Below are 18,373 nucleotides of genomic sequence, written 5' to 3'. Positions count from 1 at the left end.
CCGCGTGGTGTAACAACTTGGTCGAGAACCATCCTCATCGTCGTCCCGGCGAAGGGCGGGACCCATTACCCCAAATCTCAATCGTTGCACGACGCTGGGGCCGCTATCCCGTTCATCACCGAACGCGGTGGTTATGGGTCCTGGCTTTCGCCAGGACGACGATTGGGAGATATCGTCCTCGTCTCTATCACTGTCATGCTGCGAAGGCAGTGCAGCGGCCGGCTCACAGCACGACGGTCTCCGCGCCGCGATTCCGCGTCATTTTGCGGGTGTCCACCACGGATACTGGCTCGGCATGTCCTGCGAGACCTTGCCCGGAAAGGCCGGTTTCCGCTTCTCGATGAAGGACTGCACGCCCTCGCGCACGTCGGCGTGGCCGCCGCGCTCGACCGACATCGGTTTGTCGATCGCGAGCAGTTCGAACGGATCAGGCGCGCCGGCGAAGCGCCAGAGCATCTGGCGGGTCAGTGCGACCGACACGGCGGAGGTCTCCGCCGTCATCTCGTGGGCGATCTGCCGCGCCCGCTCGAGCAGGACATCCGGCTCGACCACCTCGCTGACGAGGCCGCCCGCCAGCGCCTCGTCCGCGTCGAAGGTGCGGCCGGAGAGGCACCAGCGCAGCGACTGCGGCAGGCCGACGAGCTTCGGCAAGAACCACGCGCTGCCGGCCTCCGGCACCAGCCCGCGGCGCGCGAAGATGAAGCCGATCTTGGCGCCGCGAGCGGCGATGCGGATATCCATCGGCAAGGTCATGGTGATGCCGACGCCGACTGCAGCGCCGTTGATCGCAGCGATCGAGGGCTTTCGGCAGTTGAAGATCGCTTCGACGAAGCGGCCGCTGCGCTGGCCGGCGCTTGCGAACACGCCGGCGCCGTGGCTGCCCGATGTGTCGAAGCTCTTGGCGCCGCCGGAGACGTCGGCGCCGGCGCAGAACGCGCGACCCGCGCCGGTGACGATGATCGCGCGGACGCTGTCGTCCGCATCAGCGCGCTGAAACGCGTCCGCAATCTCCGCGCCCATGGTGCCGGTGTAGGCATTGAGCTTGTCGGGCCGATTGAGCGTGACGATCATCAGCGAGCCGTCGACGTCGCACGTGATGTGTTCGTAGCTCATGACGGCCTCCCCGGGATGCTTGTCGTTATGCGCGCCGTGATCGGTTCACGCCTCCGCGATTGCATCGCTCCACGGATGAAACGGCTCGGTGGCGCCGCTGTTTGTGGTGCCATCGCGCAGCACGATGCTGGGGCAGGCGAACTTCTTTGGCTGGGTCTGGATGCGCGCCTCCGCATAGTCGAAGCGGCCGCGCAGCACCTCACGCACGGCTTGCGGCAGGCGGACATCGCCGATCACGACATTGCCTTCGCTGGCGTCGATGCGGGGCTGATGGATCGCGGCGTCGAGATCCATGCCGAAATCCATCACGTAGGAGAGCAGCTGCGACACCGCGGGCAGGATGCGGCGGCCGCCGGATGCGCCGGCGGCAAGACGGCGGCCGTCGGCTGTCTCAGCCACCACGGGCGTGTAATTGGTCAGGCAGCGCTTGCCGGGGGCGAGCGAGTTCGGATTGCCTTGCGTCGGATCGAACCACATGATGCCGTTGTTCATGGTGAGGCCGGTGTTCGGCGTCACGAATTTGGAGCCGAAGGTCGACAGCAGTGTCTGCGTCACCGCGGCCATGTTGCCGTCGCGGTCGACCGCCGAGAAATGCGTGGTGCAGGATGGCGCGATCGCCTCGGCACCGAGCGCGCGGCGGCCGTCGACATCGCCCATGTCCTTCAGCCGCTCGCGATAGGCGGCCTGCAGCGCCTCGGCGTAGGCGGTATAGGCGGCCGCATCCGGACCGCCCTGCATGGGTACGAGCGCCTTCTGCAGCAGGCCGAGCGTGCGCGCCATGGTCGGACCCGCGGTCAGCTCCGGGGTCGCGTAGACCGTGCCGCCGCGATAGGGAATCTTGAGCGGTTCGCGCAAATGGGCGCGGAAGGCGGCGAGATCGCGCACCGACAGTGCGCCGCCGGCGGCCTGGATATCGTCGGCGATGCTGCGGGCGAGATCGCCCTCGTAGAAATCGCGCGGGCCGGCTGCGGCAAGCTGCGCCATCGTCGCCTGCAGCCTGTCCTGCGGCATGCGGACCACCGACTTGATGCCCCATTGCGCATTCGGCGGCAGGCCGTCCAGCAGATACGCCGCGGCGCTGGCCGGATAGCGCCGCAGATCCGCGGCCGAGCTAGCGACCATGTCGGTGGTCCACCAATCCACCAGCAGGCCTTCGCCGGCGAGCTTGACGCTCGGCGCCAGCAGGTCCTTCCACGGCATTTTGGCGTGGCGGCGATGCGCCTCTTCCATGCCGGCGACGACGCCGGGCACCGCGATCGAGCCCGGGCCGTGCAGGTTGCGGTCATCCTTGACCCGCGCCCAGGGGAACAGGTCGGAGGCCGCGCCCCCGGTCAGCGGATAATCCTCCAGGCGCAGGCCGTCGGGCGCGCGCATGCCGTAGTCGATCACCTCGACGCGGTTCTCCTTGGCGCGATACAGCACCATGGCGCCGCCGCCGCCGGCGCCGCTCATCCACGGCTCCAGCACGCCGAGGGCGAAGGTGGTTGCAATCACGGCGTCGACGCAATCGCCGCCCGCTGCCAATACCTCGGCGCCGACTTCGGCCGCCTTGCGCGACTGCGCGGCGACGATGCCGCCCTTGGCGCTGACGGCCGGCTTGCGGATCACTTGCGAGTTGGAGAACTGATCGGACATGGCGTTGCTTTCGCTGTTCTTGTTGCGGGCGGGTCACGTTGGCGTAGCATGCCAAGCTTGGCACTGTCAGTGCAACAAGAACCAATTTCGGGGAGCGGAAAATGAGCAGTGTGAAGCGTGAGCGGGACGGCAAGGTCGGCATTCTGACGCTGAACGATCCCGCCAGCCTGAACGCCATGACGCCGGAACTGCTCGGCGATCTCGCTCGCGCCATAGGCGAGATGGGCGTCGAGCCCGGCATCCGCGCGCTGATCCTGACCGGGGAGGGACGCGGCTTCTGCTCCGGGCAGAATCTCAAGGCGTTCAACTCGCTCGGCGACAATATCTATACCGGTGTCATGAAGCATTACTGGCCGGCGATGCAGGCCTTGCGCGAGTGCCGGATGCCGGTGGTGGTTGCGGTCAACGGCGTCGCAGCCGGCGGCGGCTTCAGCCTTGCGATGTCCGGCGACATCATCCTGGCCGCGCGCTCGGCGAGCTTCATCCAGGTGTTCAGCCGGATCGGCCTGGTGCCCGACCTCGGCTCGACCTGGCTCTTGCCGCGCCTGATCGGACGCCAGCGCGCGCTCGAGCTGATGCTCCTGAACGAGCCGCTGTCGGCCGAGCGGGCGAAAGAGTGGGGACTGGTGCGCGACGTGGTCGATGACGAAAGGCTGCTCGACGAGGCGAGGGCGCTCGCCGGCCGTCTCGCCGATGGCCCGACGCGCGCGCTGGTCGCGACCCGGCAGCTGCTCGAGGAGAGCGAGCACGCCAGCTACGCCGATCAGTTCCGCCGCGAAATCGAGTTGCAGATGATAATCCGCGAAAGCGCCGACGCGAAGGAAGGCCGTCAGGCCTTTGTCGAGAAGCGCAAGGCCCAGTTCACGGGGCGCTAGGCAAGCATGCTAGCCGATCGCAATCGCGATCTTGCCGAAATGCGCGCCGCTCGCCATGTGGGCGAACGCGTCCTTGACCTGGTCGAACGCGAACACCTTGTCGATCACGGGCTTGACGCCGTGCATGCTGATGCCGTCGCACAGCGCCTGCAGATCCTCGATCGAGCCGACGGTGACGCCCTGCAGCCGCTGCTGCTGCATCACCATCAGCGGCAGCCTTGTGTCGGACGAGGCGGGACCGGCGAGCACGCCGATGAAGGCGATGGTGCCGCCGATCTTCGTCGCGCGGATCGACTCGTTCAGCGTGCCGACGCCGCCAACCTCGACGACGAGATCGACGCCGCGCCCGGTCAGCTCGCGCGCCTTCTTGCCCCAGTCGGGCGTGGTCTTGTAGTTGAGCGTGACGTCGGCGCCGAGCTGCTTCAGTCGCGCGATCTTGGCGTCGCTGGACGAGGTCGCGATGACGCGGGCGCCGCACATCTTGGCGAATTGCAGCGCGAACAGCGAGACGCCGCCGGTGCCCTGGGTCAGCACGGTCTGTCCCGGCTTGATGTCGCCGAGCTTGACCACCGCGCTCCATGCCGTGAGGCCGGCGCAGGGCAGCGCCGCGGCCTCGACGTCGTTCAGATGCTCCGGCGTGCGCACCAGCGCGTGCGCCGGGAAGACGCGATATTCGGTCAGCACGCCGTCGACGCTGCCGCCGAGCGCCGCGCGCATCCGCGCCTCGCTGGGCTCGCCGCCGAGCCAGCTTTCGAAGAAGCTGCCGATCACGCGATCGCCGGGCGCGAAACTCCTGACTCCGGCGCCGACCTCCTCGACGACACCGGCGCCGTCGGACACCGGCACCAGCGGAAACTTCTGCCGCGAACCGTAGCCGCCATTGACCGTGAGCAGGTCGCGATAGTTCAGCGTCGCCGCCTTCAGCCGCACCAGCACCTCGCCGGGACCGGCCTGCGGAACCGGCTTGTCGACCAGCGCAAGCGCGTCGACGCCGCCGGGGCCTTGCAACTCGTAGCATTTCACGGGCCGTCTCCTGCTGGCTGTTCTCGTCGTGAGCGGCGCGCCGCGCGCCGCCGCGCATCCACCCAGCATATGCCAGGCCCGCCGCGCGTGGCCATAGCGTGCAGTGCGGCCGATGGAATGGCGCCCATGCCCGAACCGATTGGCGCTGGCGGAAAATACCGCCAATGTACCGTCGATGACGTGAGCGAGCGGAGGTGACGATGGCTGCCTTGCTTGGGACGAAGCGCAATCTGATCGCTGCGTTCGCGCGTGGTGTGGTCCGGACGCTTGCCGCTGCATTGATCTGTTGCAGCGCTGCGATGGCGGCGGATGACGACCTCTATCGCGCGCAGACCGTCGTCACCGGCCAGGGCGAGCCGAACCGCATCATCGGCTTCGGTGCGTGCCTGGAGGACGTGCTGATCAAGGTCTCGGGCCAGCCGATGCTGGCAAGCGACCGTCGTCTCGCAGGCTACAAATCCAGGGCGCGCGAATTCGTCGGCAGTTTCGACTATCACGACCAGTATGCCGGCAAGGCGCATCATGACGAGCAGGGCACCCGCGACCGGCCTTACGACCTGACGGTTGCTTTCGACCAGAGCAAGATCGACGGCATTCTCGCCAAGCTCGGCCTCAAGGCGTGGCGATCGCAGCGGCCGATGCTCGGCGTGTTCGTCGAGATGCTGCACGGTCCGAAGGACTACATCGTCACATCGGACGGGACGCAGTCCGATCTGCAGCGCGATGCGCTCGCGGCTGCCGCCGGCAAGCGCGGCATGCGCGTCGTGCTGCCCGATGCGGCCGCTCTGACGCGCGCCAACGTCACGGCCGCCGGGCTCCTGAAGATGCCGCCCGCACAGCTGAGTGCGATCGTGGCGCCGCAGGGCGGCGAAGCCATTCTGGTCGGACAGCTGGTCTGGGATGACAAGGATCTCGGCTGGACCACGCAATGGCGGATGGCGTGGGGCGGCAAGGACTACAAATGGCAGTTCCGCGGCGTCACCTTCGATGAGGCCTTCCGGCGTGGCGTCGGCGGCGCCGCTCAGGTGCTGTCGGGCAATGGCGATCCGGGGCGATCGAAATGAACTTGCTCTAGCCGGCGTAGCCGAGCGTCTGCGACGGGTACTCCCCGAACATCGCGCGATAATATTGCGAGAAGCGCCCGAGCTCGATGAAGCCCTGTTCGATCGCAACCTTGGACACGGTGGTCTGCTCCGGCGTGCTCTCGCGCAGGATCGAACGAATCACGCAGAGCCGCTTGTAGCGCAGGAACGTCACCGGGCCGACGCCGAACACTTCGTGGAAGGCGCGGTGCAGGCTGCGTCGCGACAGCCGGAGCTCGGTGCAGATTTCCGAGACATGGACCGGGCGGGCGCCCGCGGCGTGCAGATAGTCCTCAACGTCGCGCACCAGCTTCATCGCCGACGGCAGGTAGCTGGTTCCGTCTGGCGGCAGCGATGTCATCGCCGTCGGCCTGACGCAATCGATGATCGCGCGCTTCCAGAACTCTGACGAGGTGTCGGACAGCGCGTCCGGATAGCGGGCGAGATGCGCGACGATCTGCGGCAGCCTGACCGCCCCGGCCATGCCGAGCGTGGGGTCGGCGCGAAAGTGGTTCTTGGCGTGCCATGTTTCGGCATCCGCGAGCCGGGGCTCATCGCCGAATATGTCGGGCAGATCGGCCATGTCGAAGCGAATGGCGGCATAGGAGGAGGCCTTGTGAAACACGCCGTCATGCTCGACCGACGGAGGGATCACCAGCACGTCGGCCGGCTGCATGTCGAATGCCCAATGCGTGACGCGATCCGTGGCGTTCAGCAGCATTCCGATGATCAGCTTGTCATCGGCCGAAGTCCGCTGGGTGCGGACCCCGACATTGAATGCGCCGATGCTGAGCGAGAAATCGCCGATCCCGACATGGGACAACGTCCCGCGCAGCTTGCCGCGCTCAAGCTGCATGACCTCGACATGCGAACCCTTGACGGCGTCGTGGAGTCCCTCGAAGCCGTCAAGCTCGCCGCTGTGAACCATCAGGTGCTGGCCCATATCCACGCGTCCCATGGCGGAATCGTGGGCGGGATTCTTGCCGGTTTTGCCCGGGAAGGCAACGCGGACGACGGCACGGGATCGACGGGCCGGGACATCGACTTGTCAGACCGCGCGTCGTGGGCGCGAGACTGGCACAAAGTGCATATGCGCCCGCCGCATGGCGGGCAATCATTTGATCTCAAAGCGAAATGCCAGCCGTTCGCCGTCCGACGCCGGTGGCTAGGCCGCCATCAGGTGCTCAAGCGCAACAGCCTGCTCGCGGTTCTGGAATGCGATGGCGGTGTGCGTGAAGCCCGTCGAGGCCTGGGTCTGCGCGATGTGATTGAGAACTTCGGTGCCCTTGACCACGTGAAGGTCCATTCCGGGGCCGGCCGGGAAGATGCCGAGAACGACGTCGTAAGCGTCGACGATGGCCTTCAGCGCGCCACCCTTGTCTTCCGAAGCATCGATAAAGATACGAACATCCGCGGCGATACTACGAAGTTCGTCAAAGTCGATCACTGGAAGTCTCCTATACGCAACTCACTGATCGACTCTAGCTACAACTTGCTTACTGAAACATAAATTACGCCCGGTTCCGTCATGTGCTCACCGCACCGTGAATCGAATCTCGATCTGCGCGAGCGGCGTCTTCCCGGCCTGCCGCGTTCAGGCGCCGGTCGATCTCCGCTTCGCAATGCGCTTGACCGGCGCATGGGCCGGTGCGGCACGTCCGGGCTGGTCGGCCATATGAGGAATGCGGTGCTCGATGTGATCAACGACACGGAAGAAAGTATCGAGCGCCTTGGCGTCGAGGCCGGCCGTGAGGTTGCTGTGCCGGCGCAGGATTTCGTCGAGGCTGCGGTCGAGCAGCGCCACGCCCTGTGCCGTCAGGCGGATCTCGCTCCGGTTCCGGGCGCTGCCTCTGACCGGCGTCAGCGCGATCAGCCCCTTCTTCTTCAGCGACGTCGTCTCGCGGCTGACGACGGCCTTGTCCAGTTGCGCGTTGGTCCAGATGTCGTAGGCGCTGGCGGGCTCATGCTCCCGGAGAAAGGACAGCACCCGCCATTCCGCGAGCGACACGCCGTAGGCCTGCGGGAAGAACGCGTTGGCGTTGGCGCGCAGCTTCGCGACCAGGCTCGACAGCACCGTCGGCACGTAGCGTTCGAAATCGATCACCAGTTCCGATCCCGCGTCCTCCTGCGCGGCGCGGTGCGGATCAGCGACTTTGGTACGATTTGGTGCAGTCCGGCTTTTCATTCTTTCACGAGTCGTGTGCGCGCGATCAAGACCAGGACCGCCGCGACGAGGAGAACGCCTGTGACCACGAGGAATCCGGTGGTGAAGCTGCCCGAGGTATCCTTGGCGCGTCCGATCACGATCGGGATCGTCGCGCCTCCGATGCTGCCGATCATGCCGACCAGGCCGATCGCTCCCGGCGCGCTCTGCCGCGACATGTAGGACTGTGGGATGGTCCAGAACACGGCCTGCGTACCATAGACGCCGACATTGGCAACCATGAATCCGACGATGATCCAGGCCGGCGAGGTGGAGAACGCGGCGATGGCAAAGCCCACTGCTGCGATCACGAAGGTCGTCGCGGCATAGTAGAAGCGCTCACCGACATGATCGGAGTGCCGCGACAGTGCAATCATGCCGATCAGGCCGGCGATCGGCGGGATCGCGGTCACGAAGCCGACCTGCGAATTCGGCAGGCCGAACGACTTGATGATTTGCGGCAGCCAGGGAAACAGCGATGCCAGCCCGCAGAACAGGCCGAAATTGCACAAGCCGAACAGCAGCACCATCGGCTTGGTGATGGTCCTGAGCACGCCCTCGGCATGCACAACCCCGGTTGCCCTGGCGTCGCGCTCCAGCGCGCCGGTCAGCCAGTTGCGCTGCGCCGCCGACAGCCAGCTCGCCTGCTGCGGGCGGTCGGTCAGATAGAAGATGCCGACGATGCCCAGGATGATGGGCGGCACGCCTTCGAGGATGAACAGCCACTTCCAGCCGGAGATGCCGAACGTGCCGTTCAGCTCGAGGATGGCACCGGAGATCAGCGAGGCGAAGATATAGGAGATCGGCACCGCATAGTTGAACATCGCGTTGTAGCGGGCGCGGTAGCTGAACGGAAACCAGAGGCTCAGCAGCAGCATGACGCCGGGAAACAGGCCGGACTCGGCAAAGCCGAGGAAGCCGCGGAATGCATAGAGGCTCAATGGCCCCTGCGTGAAGGCCATCAGCACGGTGGCGATGCCCCACAGGATCGCGATCCGCGTCAGCGTGATGCGGGCGCCGTATTTGCTGAGGATGAGATTGCTCGGGATCTCGAAGATCGAATAGGTGAAATACATGATCCCGACCGCGATGCCGAACATCTCGGCGTTGAGCCCGAGCTCCTTGTTCATCTGCAGCGCGGCAAAGGAGATATTGCCGCGGTCGAGAATGGCGAGGAAGTACATCGCCATCACGAACCACATCAGGCGCAGCGCGACCTTGCGGACCGTGCTGCGCTCGATCTCCGGATCGGCGGTCGCACTCGCCGCCTTGTCCATCACGACTTCGGTCATCCCGGCTTCCCCGATTCTTGATTATTTGACGGTCGCGCTATGCGGGCAGGCAGACTTCCAGCCGGTCGCCAACCACGCGGACCGGATAGGTCTGGATGTCGATCTCGACCGGACTGGTCAGCGCCTCGCCGGTCTGGATGTCGAAGCGGCCCATGTGCAGCGGGCATTCGATCTCGCAGCCGTCCAGCATGCCGTCGGACAGGAGCGCCTCCGCATGGGTGCAGATGTTGCTGGTGGCGTAGTACTCATTGCCGACGCGATAGAGCGCGATGTGATGGCCGGCGATTTCGATGCCGTGGGGCTCGCCTTCGCTCAGCGCGCCGAGTGCGGCAGCTTCGTGCCAGCTTCCGTCGTCCGTCATGTCCCCTCTCAGATGCTGTAGAAATCGAGCACGGTCGGGACCCGGTCATTGACCAGCGTGATGACCTTGCGCGCGATCTTCCAGGTCTCGCCTTCGCGCTTCAGCGTGTGCTGATAGCGCCCGTGGCGCAGATGCTCCTTGGCGACGCGCGGGTCGTAGACGTGCACCGAGAACACCGACTGACAGATGATCTCGTCAGGTCCGCTCTCGGACGCCTCCAGGTTCGAGATCTGGTGCACGGTGCGCGGCAACGGCAGCGCCGTGATCGATTTGCGCGACTCGATGCGCGCGATCCGCTCCTCCAGCCCGCGCCGGGCATCGTGGTAGAGCAGCGAGACCTGCGTATCGGGATCGCTGGTGGTGGTGTATTCGTCGAGCCATCCCGGCACCCAATAGACCGCATCCTCGCTGTACATCGCGACCCAATCGGTCCATTCGCCGGTGTCGAGCAGGCGGGCTTCGCGGAAGACGGTCGCGGCGGCGACCGCGTGCGCATCCGTTTGCTTGATTGCGCTTTCAGCCATCACGCCGTCTCCCCCGCGGCGTGCTGCAACAGCCTGCGCCACTCGCGATAGCCGGGGTGGAAGTTCGTCTCGCCGCCAAAACTGGTGGGGCCGAACGACCATTCGGACGCGGTTATGCCGAGCTCGCGCGTATGCGCGCTCTCGTCGTGGCCGACGTCGGCAACGCCGCGCAGATAGCCTTGCGTGGGCGCGGCCGATGTCGCCTCATAGCCGGTCTGGCAGAATTCATACATCACGTTGTCGTCGGAGCTCGCGAGCCCCGAGGCGTTGAAGAAGTCTTCGTAGTTGCGGATCCGCAGGGTGCGGGCCGCAGCGCTTTCGCCGACCGGCGCGAGACAATGCGACACCATCTCGGTCTTGTCGGGCGCCAGCGGCCGCCAGGTCCGCACCTGCGCCGACAGGATGTCGATCACCTGCAGGTTCGGAAAGATCGTGAGGTTGCGCTGGCGAAGCATCCACTTGGCGCGGGTGCTGCCGACGCGCTGCCGCACCGCATCGAGGCGCGCCGGGTCCATGCCGAGCGGACGGCCGTAGAGCTGCGTCCGCTTGATCGACCAGTTGACGGCGTGGCCATAGTCGAAGCTGAAGCTGCCCTGTCCTTCCTGCTCGCCTTCCGGCTCGACCGTGAAACCGGCGTCCGGTCCGGCGGTGGCGTTGCGCTTCTTCAGGATATCGACGTAGGAGCTGTGGGTGGTCGCGAAATGGTAGTAGTCGAGACCGTTCTCGAACTGCAGCTTCCAGTTGGCATCGAAGGTATAGGTGCTTGCGCCCGGCACGAACTCGACTTCACCGCTGTCACTCTGATCTATGATGAGGTCGAGGAAGGCGCGGGTGTCGCCGAGAAACTCTTCCAGCGGCGGAACGTCGGCTGAGAGGCTTGCGAACAGGAATCCGCGATACGAGCCGAGCCGGGCGACCGGGAGCAGGTCGTGATTTTGGTTCGAGAAGGACGGCGGATACTGCCCGCTGGCTTCCTCCGTCACCGAGATGTTGCGTCCGCTCGAGTCGTAGGCCCAGCCATGATAGCGGCAGACGTGAAACTTCTGCCGGCCCTGCTTGAACGGGCAGACGATCGTTCCGCGATGCCGGCAGGTGTTGAGGAATGCACCGACCTTGCCCTCGGCGCTCCGCATCACGAGAATCGGATGCCGGCCGATATGGGTGGTGACGAAGTCGTTCGGCCGGGCGACCTGGGACTCCAGGCCGATGAAATTCCACGTGGCCTCGAAAATATACCGCAGCTCGGCGTCGAACACGTCCGGATCGCTGAAGATCCGGCGATCGACTTGGAAGATGCGTTCGCTGGGGCGGTCGTCAATGAGCCGGGAAATCTCGCGCAGCCGTGCCGCGTGGTTCTGCGAAGCAGCGTTCATCACGTCCTCCCTACGACTTGCCGTCGGCTGCAAGGCGCGTTCCGCGGCGGGAACAGCCGGCTTGATCGCCAATCTTGGAATGACTCTATAGTTGTCATGACAACTATGGTCAAGGCGATTGGTGGACCCAGGGCGGACGCGGTGAGGCCGGGCCGCCTGGAACGGGCGGGATGCCGCGAATGGAGCCCGCGCGTGCGGCGCGGAATCTTGCTCAGCTCTTGCGCGCCGGCGCGGTCAGGATAATTCCGTCATCGATCAAAGCGCGGCAGATCTTCTTCAACGTTGCAATCGTTTCACGCGTTGCCCGGCTCACCGGCCGTCCGCGCGGCAATGCCAGGACGCGGTCGGCGCGCATCCACGGCAACAGCGCTGCCGCTAGCGTACCGGCAGCGACTTCCTGGTGAATGCCGGAGAACGGCAGCAATGCGTAGCCGAGGCCTGCGGCCACCATGCGCTTCATCGGGGTGCTGTTGTCGACGCGAACCGCGCAGAGCGTTGTCGACGGAAACGGGTTGCGGCTGAGCGGGCCCACGGCGGACGGCAGGGCATCGAACTCCTTGCGGGTCAGTCTGCCGCGCTTCAGCAGCGGATCGCGCGCCGGCCCGATCAGGAACACCTGTTCGACCATGAGCAGTTCATAGTCGAGGTGATCGTTGGGAGGCGGCGTCGTCACGATCGCCAGATCGAGCTCACCGCGCAGCAGGCGCTCGGATGCGTTTTCCGTCAAGACTTCATTGAGCTCGAGCCGCACGCGTGGAAATTGCTTCACGAATGTCTGGGCGAGCGGCGGGTAGAGGATATCGCCGAGGCTTGGCGGCGCGCCCATCCGGACCGTACCGCTGGGCTCCCGATTTTCGGTGCGCACCTCGGCCTTGATGTCGTCGATTGTCCCAAGCAGCCAACGCCCGCGCGCGAGCAGTACCCTGCCGGATTCCGTGACCGAGACACCGCGCGCGCCGCGTTCGAGCAGGGCGCCGCCCAACTCGTCTTCGAGTTCCTTGACGTGGCGGCTGAGCGCCGATTGGGCGACATTCAGCGTGCTCGCGGCGGCGGCAAAGCCGCCACGCTCGGCGACGGCGACGAAATAGCGGATCTGTCGCAGGTCCATGACGGGCGCTCCATCTCAATTCGAGATGGATACCATATCAAACATATTCTTGTGAGATACCAAAAAGGGAGCAGTCTCTCACCAACGATCAAACGGAGGAGAGACGAGGATGGGCATCGCCACCGATGAGGCACGCCAGACGTCCGTATTCATCGCCGGCGGCGGGCCGGTCGGGCTTGCGATGTCATTGCTGCTCGATCGCTTCGGCATCGATTGCGTCGTGGTCGAGAAGAGCCCGACGACGACGGATCATCCCAAGTCGCGCGGCTGCTGGGTCCGCACCATGGAGATCTTCCGGCAATGGGGCATCGAGCAGGCGATCCGCGACCGCGGCCTGCAGGACAACTCCGACATGTTCGTGTTCCTCGACAGCATCGCCGGTCGCGAGTTCGGCCGCACCCGTCCCGAGCCGAATATCGGACATACCCCCGCCTGGAAGAGCCTGGTCGCGCAGGATGCCGTCGAAGAGGAAATTCTGCGGGTGGTCGAGAAGTCCAAACACGCCACCGTCCTTTTCAACACGGCCTGTGAATCGTTCGAGGAGACCAACAGCGGCGTCAACGTCACGACGCGTTGCGAAAAGTCCGGCGAGGTGACGCAGTGGACGGCGACCTACCTGATCGCCGCCGATGGCGCGGGCAGCCAGACGCGGCGCAGCGCCGGGATCGAGATGGTCGGACCGTCCACCCTGGCGGTGATGTCGAATGAATATTGGCGGGCCGATCTGTCGCGGTTGCCGATCGCACGCGAGGCTGCCGGCTTCATCATCGTCCCGGACAGGCCCGATCTGCCGCGCGCCGGCATCCTGAACACCAACGGCCGGGACCGCTGGCTCACCGTGACGCAAATCGGCCTGACCAAGGACGATCGCGAGCGGCCGTGGACCGACCAGGAGTTCATCGAGATCGCGCGCGGCCATGTCGGCATCCCGGACCTCGATGTCACGCTTCTCAACCGTTCGATCTGGCGCGTCAGCATGCAGGTGGCCGAGACCTTTCGAAAGGGCCGGGTATTTCTGGTCGGCGACTGCGCGCACCGCTTTCCGCCCACCGGCGGCTTCGGCCTGAACTCCGGCGTTCAGGACGCGCATAATCTCGCCTGGAAGCTCGCCTTCGTGCTGAAGGGCCGCGCGGACGAAAAGCTGCTCGACAGCTATTCCAGCGAGCGCCGACCGATCGCGCAATCCAACGCCAATTTCAGTTACGGCAATCGGCTGCGATTTGGGCTGACCGACGACGCCGTGCGATCGCGCAATCCGGACCGGATCAGGTTCTGGATCAACGATATGGACAATCACCTGCACAGCATCGGGCAAAACCTCGGACACAATTACGAGGAGGGCGCGGTGATCCCCGATGGCACCGTCGCGAAGGCGTTGAACTCACGCTACTACACGCCGTCCGACCGTCCAGGCGCACGCTTTCCGCATATGTGGCTCGAGCCTTCGCGCAAGAAATCGACGCTCGACTGGTTCGACAAGGCATTCACCGTCGTCACCGGGCCGCTCGGCAGCGAGTGGCTGGAGGCGGGGAAGCAGGTGTCGGAGAAGACCGGCCTGCCGCTCTCGTTGAAGCAACTGCCGTCAGCCGACCCGGCCGATGGATTCCAGTTGGGCATGCGGGGCGCCGTGCTGGTGCGCCCTGACGGACACGTGGCGTGGCGGATGCCGTGGGTGCCGTCGGATCCGGCGAAGGAATTGGCCGGCGCGCTCTCGACGTTGCTGCACTAGCGGAGACCCTCATGCAATCGTTCGAATCTGGCGGCGTCGTCACGGCGTTCGAGAAAACCGGACGCGGCGAGCCGATCGTGCTGCTGCACGGCGGCGAGGCCGATCACTCGATGTTCGACGGCCTTGCGCCTGCGCTGGCGGCGAACTTCACCGTGATCGCCTATGACCAGCGCGATTCCGGCTCCACCAGGAATCTTCTGTCGTCCTATTCGCTGGCCGATCTGGCTGACGATGCCGCGGCCTTGATCGGAGGGCTCGGTTACGATCGTGCCCATGTCTTCGGGACCTCGCTCGGCGGCCAGATCGCGCAAGTGCTGGCGGCACGCCATCCCGGCAGAATCGATCGCCTGATCCTGAGCAGCACCTGGAAGGTCAACAGGAGCCCGCTCGACGTCAACGCGGATGTCTTCCGCAAGCTCGCGTCGTACCGCGCGGACACCGCAGGCAACGCGCCGAAGATCGCGGAGTTCTTCTTTCCGCCGGACTATCTGCGCGCGCGGCCCGAACTGATCGACATCTTCCGTGGCTCGAACCGCGACGACGGCCAGAAGACGCGGCGTGGTGCGTTGCTCGCGCAGCCCGTCGCCGCTGATCTGACGGGCTTTGATCGCCCGACCTTGCTGCTCGCGGGCGGCGACGACCGGCTGATCCCGAACGCGGAGACGTTTGCGCTCGCGCGCGATCTCTCGTGCGTCGAGACCAGGACCATCGCTGATGTCGGCCATGTCGCATCGATCCAGGCCCCCGAACGGGTGGCGGAGGCGGTGACGGCGTTTGTGAATTCAAAAAAGAAGGCGGCTTGACAACAACAGGGGGAGACCATGGCTGAGCAAGCGAACGCCGTGCCGTTCGACGAAGCGCCGGTGACGACGCGCTATTGGCTATCGATCATCATCTTCGCCATCTCGGGCGTGGTCGATTTCTTCGATTTCTTTGTGGTGGGGTTTCTGGTCTCGGTGCTGGCGCCGAAATGGCACCTGACGTTCGGCCAGACCTCGATCATGCTGATGAGCGCCGGCGTCGGGGCGATGCTGGGGGCGTTCGCCGCTGGCGTGCTCGCCGATCGCTTCGGGCGCAAGCCGCTGGCGGTTGCCGGCGTTCTGCTTTGCGGCCTGACCTCGGGCGCGATCGCGTTCATTCCGGAGGACGGCTGGGTTGCGTTTGCGATCCTCCGCTTCTTCGTCGGCTTCGGCCTTGCCGCGGGCGCGGCGGCGGCGGTTCCCGCCATCGTCGAATTCGCACCGACCCGGCATCGTACGCTGGTCACGAGCCTCGTGGTCGTTCCGGTCGCCTTCGGCGTGCTGTCGGCATCAGTGACGGCGAGCTTCCTGTTGCCGCTGGTCGGCTGGCGCGGCCTGGCCGCGGTCGGCTTCCTGCCGATCATCCTCGCAATCCTGACCATGATCATCATGCCGGAATCGCCGCGCTGGCTGATCAGCAAGGGCCGCGTGCGCGAGGCGCAGGCGAGCATCCGAAAGCTCTATCGGGTCGGCGGCGATGCGTTCGCCCTGCCCACGCTGCCGCCGGCGAACCCGGCGACATTCGCCGATCTCTTTGCAGAACAGCGGCGCTTCTGGCTGACGGTCCTGATCTGGTTCGGCGCCAGCACGGCAAACTACGGCGTTTTCCTGTGGGGACCGACAATCGTGGCGCTGCTGCTTGGCGTCGCGCCCCAGGATGCGGCGAAGATGTTCATCTATGTCAGTCTCGCCGGCGTGCTCGGCCGGACCGGCTTTGCCTTTCTCGCCAATCGGATCGGCCGCAAGCCGTGCGGCCAGTTGATGGGCTATGGCACCGCGATCTCGCTGGCGCTGGCCGCCTATTTTCACAACGACTTTGCCGGCTCGGTGCCGCTGTTCCTGGTCTTCCTGATCGTCGGCGCGGTGTTCTTCGACGGTGGGTTCTCCAACATCGGGCCCTATCCCGCGGAGATCTTTCCGGTCCAGCTTTCGGGACGCGCGGTCGGCCTTGCCCAGCTCTCGAACGGCGTCGGCAAGATCGTGGGTCCCCTGTGCCTCGCATTGATCGCGGGTGCGGACAATGTCGTGCATCCCAGCGCGACCGCGTCGGCGGTGATGCCGGCGTTCTTGTTTCTTGCCGGCGCGGGCCTCCTGATCGGACTTGCCTTTACGTTCCTCGGCGTCGAGCCGCATGGACGCCCGGTGGCGCTGTTCGGTGAAAATGCGGGCTCGAGCGCCGCATCGAAGCCGCTGGCCGCAAAAGCGGCAGCGGGACAGTGAAACACGGAAAGTTTATCATGGACAATGCGCACGACACGATCGCAACGGCGGCGCCGTTCGATGCTGCAAAACTCGATCGGCTGATGGAGGAGGCGGGGCTCGACATCCTGATCGCCACCTCGCGTCACAATGTGCAGTATTTGCTCGGTGGATATCGCTTCTTCTTCTTCGACGTCATGGAGGCGATCGGCACCAGTCGCTATCTGCCTGTCTTCGTCTATCAGAAAGGGCACCCTGAAAATTCCGCCTATATCGGCAACCGCATGGAAAAGTTCGAGCATGAACTCGGACGGATATCGGCGCCGATCGTCAAGGCGGGCGCATGGGGAACGATCGATGCGATCGGCCTCGCCGTTGATCATGTGAAAAAGCTCGGGGGCGTCGCCAGGCGCGTCGGCATCGAGGCTGGCTTCCTGCCGGCCGACGCCAGGGATCAGCTGCTTTCCGGTCTTGGCAACGTCGAGGTCCGCGAGGCCCATTTCACGCTGGAACGGCTTCGTGCCGTCAAGTCTCCGGCCGAACTGGACCTCATCAGGGAGGCTTCCGAGCGGGTCGTCAATGCGATGATGGCGACGTTCAAATGCTGCACGCCGGGCATGACCAAGAACGAGGTCGTCGCCCGTCTGCGTCGTGAGGAGCAGCAACGCGATCTCGTCTTCGAATATTGCCTGATCGCCGCGGGCAAGAGCCACAACCGCGCGCCGTCGGACCAGCTCCTCGTGGAGGGCGACGTGATCTCGATCGATTCCGGCGGAAACTACCGGGGCTATATCGGCGACCTCAGCCGCATGGGCATTCTGGGCGAGCCCGACAGCGAGCTCCGCGAGTTGCTGCAAGAAATCGAGGACGTCCAGCAGGTGGCGCGGCGCGCGATCCGGCCGGGCGCCATGGGAGGCGATATCATTGCGGCGGGCGAGGCGTCCGTCAAAGCCTCCCCGCATCGCGCCGTGCTCGACTTCACCGCACACGGCATCGGGCTTGTCAGTCACGAAGCGCCGCGCCTCACCGCGACCGGCCCGGTACCCTACGCGCCGTATGACGCCGACCGGCCGCTCGAATCCGGGATGGTGATCTCGATCGAAACCGCGCTGCTGCATCCGGCGCGCGGCTACATCAAGCTCGAGGACACGCTGCTCGTCTCCGAGGTGGGCTGGGAAGCGCCCGGTGACCATGGCAGGGGATGGAATTCGTCGCATCTCATGGCGTGAACCGGTCAACGCCAGGGCCGCATTTTGGGCTGGGTCACCGATTCAGCCTGCGGTGCCTGAGGCGCTTGTGGTAAATTTCGGAATACTAGAAGTGTATCCCTGAGTTGCCCGACGTGTCAAGTGGTGCGGTCGACGTCTGTCAGTAGCTCGTGATCTGTCGCCTGTTTGTAGCTCGTGAAGTGTCGTGTTTTCGGTGCTCCGGAACAAAGGGGGCACGATGGGCACGGCATCCATTCACGAGGGTGTACGACGGATGCGGTTTTCAGATTTGCTGGAACGGACGGAAGCGAGGGAGCTGACGCAGGAGGCTGCTTCGGAGCTTCTCGGGATCAGTGTTCGGACCTTCCAACGCTGGGCGGAGCGTTATGAGGCGGAGGGCGATGACGGGTTGGTCGACCGACGCATGGGACGGCGATCGCCACGGCGGGCGCCAGAGGAAGAACTGGAGCGGATGCTGGGACTGTTCCGGGACCAGTACGCGGACTTCACGGTGAAGCACTTCCACGAGCAGTTGCAAAAGCGGCATGACTATGTGCTGGGCTACACGGTGACCAAGCTCGCCCTGCAGGCGGCGGGCCTGGTGCGGAAGGCGCCGAAGCGTTCGGCG

Annotated in this window: 18 protein-coding genes; 7 read left to right on the top strand and 11 right to left on the bottom strand. The window is 65.3% G+C overall.

The annotated features are described in order from the left end of the window. Nucleotides 1-258 precede the first annotated feature (258 nt). Both CO675_RS36920 and CO675_RS36915 read right to left on the bottom strand, forming a co-directional pair. Nucleotides 259-1,113: an enoyl-CoA hydratase-related protein gene (locus CO675_RS36920; RefSeq protein WP_097676798.1), complete on the bottom strand. Its 855-nt coding sequence runs from the start codon at nucleotides 1,111-1,113 to the stop codon at nucleotides 259-261. A gap of 45 nt (nucleotides 1,114-1,158) precedes the next feature. Beyond that, nucleotides 1,159-2,748 carry a gamma-glutamyltransferase gene (locus tag CO675_RS36915; protein WP_097676797.1) on the bottom strand — a complete coding sequence of 530 codons (1,590 nt, stop codon included), beginning with the start codon at nucleotides 2,746-2,748 and terminating at the stop codon, nucleotides 1,159-1,161. Between the two features lie 101 nt (nucleotides 2,749-2,849). On the opposite strand from CO675_RS36915, the gene CO675_RS36910 reads away from it, so the two are divergent. Next, entirely contained in the window at nucleotides 2,850-3,623 is a 774-nt protein-coding gene (locus CO675_RS36910; RefSeq protein ID WP_097676796.1) for an enoyl-CoA hydratase-related protein, read from the top strand. A 9-nt stretch (nucleotides 3,624-3,632) separates the two neighbouring features. On the opposite strand, the gene CO675_RS36905 is transcribed toward CO675_RS36910, so the two are convergent. Continuing rightward, nucleotides 3,633-4,646 carry a zinc-dependent alcohol dehydrogenase family protein gene (locus CO675_RS36905; protein WP_097676834.1) on the bottom strand — a complete coding sequence of 338 codons (1,014 nt, stop codon included), beginning with the start codon at nucleotides 4,644-4,646 and terminating at the stop codon, nucleotides 3,633-3,635. Between the two features lie 200 nt (nucleotides 4,647-4,846). Between CO675_RS36905 and CO675_RS36900 the strand changes: the two genes are divergently transcribed. After that, entirely contained in the window at nucleotides 4,847-5,710 is an 864-nt protein-coding gene (locus tag CO675_RS36900) for a DUF2066 domain-containing protein (RefSeq protein ID WP_097676795.1), read from the top strand. A 7-nt stretch (nucleotides 5,711-5,717) separates the two neighbouring features. Here the strand turns inward: CO675_RS36900 and CO675_RS36895 are convergent, their stop codons facing one another. From CO675_RS36895 to CO675_RS36860, 8 genes are all read right to left on the bottom strand, one after another. Next, nucleotides 5,718-6,671 carry an AraC family transcriptional regulator gene (locus tag CO675_RS36895; RefSeq protein ID WP_097676794.1) on the bottom strand — a complete coding sequence of 318 codons (954 nt, stop codon included), beginning with the start codon at nucleotides 6,669-6,671 and terminating at the stop codon, nucleotides 5,718-5,720. A gap of 222 nt (nucleotides 6,672-6,893) precedes the next feature. Beyond that, on the bottom strand, nucleotides 6,894-7,175 hold the full coding sequence (locus CO675_RS36890; RefSeq protein WP_097676793.1) for a hypothetical protein: 282 nt from the start codon (nucleotides 7,173-7,175) through the stop codon (nucleotides 6,894-6,896). Between the two features lie 147 nt (nucleotides 7,176-7,322). After that, nucleotides 7,323-7,832, bottom strand: coding sequence for a MarR family winged helix-turn-helix transcriptional regulator (locus CO675_RS36885; protein WP_158231363.1), 510 nt, complete (start codon nucleotides 7,830-7,832; stop codon nucleotides 7,323-7,325). 77 nt (nucleotides 7,833-7,909) lie between these two features. Then, the gene (locus CO675_RS36880; RefSeq protein ID WP_097676791.1) at nucleotides 7,910-9,223 is read right to left on the bottom strand and encodes an MFS transporter; all 1,314 of its coding nucleotides are present in this window, start codon (nucleotides 9,221-9,223) and stop codon (nucleotides 7,910-7,912) included. Between the two features lie 37 nt (nucleotides 9,224-9,260). After that, nucleotides 9,261-9,584, bottom strand: a complete 324-nt coding sequence (locus tag CO675_RS36875; RefSeq protein ID WP_097676790.1) for a non-heme iron oxygenase ferredoxin subunit — start codon at nucleotides 9,582-9,584, stop codon at nucleotides 9,261-9,263. An 8-nt stretch (nucleotides 9,585-9,592) separates the two neighbouring features. Further along, nucleotides 9,593-10,108: an aromatic-ring-hydroxylating dioxygenase subunit beta gene (locus tag CO675_RS36870; protein WP_097676789.1), complete on the bottom strand. Its 516-nt coding sequence runs from the start codon at nucleotides 10,106-10,108 to the stop codon at nucleotides 9,593-9,595. Beyond that, nucleotides 10,108-11,481, bottom strand: a complete 1,374-nt coding sequence (locus tag CO675_RS36865) for an aromatic ring-hydroxylating oxygenase subunit alpha (protein ID WP_097676788.1) — start codon at nucleotides 11,479-11,481, stop codon at nucleotides 10,108-10,110. Before CO675_RS36865 ends, CO675_RS36870 begins: the two co-directional genes overlap by 1 nt. 211 nt (nucleotides 11,482-11,692) lie before the next feature. Continuing rightward, nucleotides 11,693-12,589, bottom strand: coding sequence for a LysR family transcriptional regulator (locus CO675_RS36860; RefSeq protein ID WP_097676787.1), 897 nt, complete (start codon nucleotides 12,587-12,589; stop codon nucleotides 11,693-11,695). Nucleotides 12,590-12,698: 109 nt separating this feature from the next. Between CO675_RS36860 and CO675_RS36855 the strand changes: the two genes are divergently transcribed. The 5 genes from CO675_RS36855 to CO675_RS36835 all read left to right on the top strand — a co-directional run. Continuing rightward, a complete protein-coding gene (locus CO675_RS36855) occupies nucleotides 12,699-14,318 on the top strand; it encodes an FAD-dependent monooxygenase (protein WP_097676786.1) in 1,620 nt (539 codons plus the stop codon). Between the two features lie 11 nt (nucleotides 14,319-14,329). Then, the gene (locus CO675_RS36850; protein ID WP_097676785.1) at nucleotides 14,330-15,121 is read left to right on the top strand and encodes an alpha/beta fold hydrolase; all 792 of its coding nucleotides are present in this window, start codon (nucleotides 14,330-14,332) and stop codon (nucleotides 15,119-15,121) included. 18 nt (nucleotides 15,122-15,139) lie between these two features. Then, a complete protein-coding gene (locus tag CO675_RS36845) occupies nucleotides 15,140-16,558 on the top strand; it encodes an MFS transporter (protein WP_097676784.1) in 1,419 nt (472 codons plus the stop codon). A gap of 17 nt (nucleotides 16,559-16,575) precedes the next feature. Next, nucleotides 16,576-17,766: a M24 family metallopeptidase gene (locus tag CO675_RS36840; RefSeq protein WP_097676833.1), complete on the top strand. Its 1,191-nt coding sequence runs from the start codon at nucleotides 16,576-16,578 to the stop codon at nucleotides 17,764-17,766. A gap of 217 nt (nucleotides 17,767-17,983) precedes the next feature. Further along, nucleotides 17,984-18,373, top strand: a 390-nt coding sequence (locus CO675_RS36835; RefSeq protein ID WP_143279207.1) for a helix-turn-helix domain-containing protein, incomplete at its 3' end; no start/stop codon positions are given.

Source organism: Bradyrhizobium sp. C9 (assembly GCF_002532045.1).
GTDB lineage: Bacteria > Pseudomonadota > Alphaproteobacteria > Rhizobiales > Xanthobacteraceae > Bradyrhizobium.
This window is presented reverse-complemented; position numbering and strand designations above follow the sequence as displayed.

What these genes read in the sequence shown, in the direction of transcription:
- CO675_RS36920 (WP_097676798.1), bottom strand. Translation starts at nt 1,113, where the DNA reads ATGAGCTACGAACACATCACGTGCGACGTCGACGGCTCGCTGATGATC.
- CO675_RS36915 (WP_097676797.1), bottom strand. Translation starts at nt 2,748, where the DNA reads ATGTCCGATCAGTTCTCCAACTCGCAAGTGATCCGCAAGCCGGCCGTC.
- CO675_RS36910 (WP_097676796.1), top strand. Translation starts at nt 2,850, where the DNA reads ATGAGCAGTGTGAAGCGTGAGCGGGACGGCAAGGTCGGCATTCTGACG.
- CO675_RS36900 (WP_097676795.1), top strand. Translation starts at nt 4,847, where the DNA reads ATGGCTGCCTTGCTTGGGACGAAGCGCAATCTGATCGCTGCGTTCGCG.
- CO675_RS36895 (WP_097676794.1), bottom strand. Translation starts at nt 6,671, where the DNA reads ATGGGCCAGCACCTGATGGTTCACAGCGGCGAGCTTGACGGCTTCGAG.
- CO675_RS36880 (WP_097676791.1), bottom strand. Translation starts at nt 9,223, where the DNA reads ATGACCGAAGTCGTGATGGACAAGGCGGCGAGTGCGACCGCCGATCCG.
- CO675_RS36875 (WP_097676790.1), bottom strand. Translation starts at nt 9,584, where the DNA reads ATGACGGACGACGGAAGCTGGCACGAAGCTGCCGCACTCGGCGCGCTG.
- CO675_RS36870 (WP_097676789.1), bottom strand. Translation starts at nt 10,108, where the DNA reads ATGGCTGAAAGCGCAATCAAGCAAACGGATGCGCACGCGGTCGCCGCC.
- CO675_RS36865 (WP_097676788.1), bottom strand. Translation starts at nt 11,481, where the DNA reads ATGAACGCTGCTTCGCAGAACCACGCGGCACGGCTGCGCGAGATTTCC.
- CO675_RS36860 (WP_097676787.1), bottom strand. Translation starts at nt 12,589, where the DNA reads ATGGACCTGCGACAGATCCGCTATTTCGTCGCCGTCGCCGAGCGTGGC.
- CO675_RS36855 (WP_097676786.1), top strand. Translation starts at nt 12,699, where the DNA reads ATGGGCATCGCCACCGATGAGGCACGCCAGACGTCCGTATTCATCGCC.
- CO675_RS36850 (WP_097676785.1), top strand. Translation starts at nt 14,330, where the DNA reads ATGCAATCGTTCGAATCTGGCGGCGTCGTCACGGCGTTCGAGAAAACC.
- CO675_RS36845 (WP_097676784.1), top strand. Translation starts at nt 15,140, where the DNA reads ATGGCTGAGCAAGCGAACGCCGTGCCGTTCGACGAAGCGCCGGTGACG.
- CO675_RS36840 (WP_097676833.1), top strand. Translation starts at nt 16,576, where the DNA reads ATGGACAATGCGCACGACACGATCGCAACGGCGGCGCCGTTCGATGCT.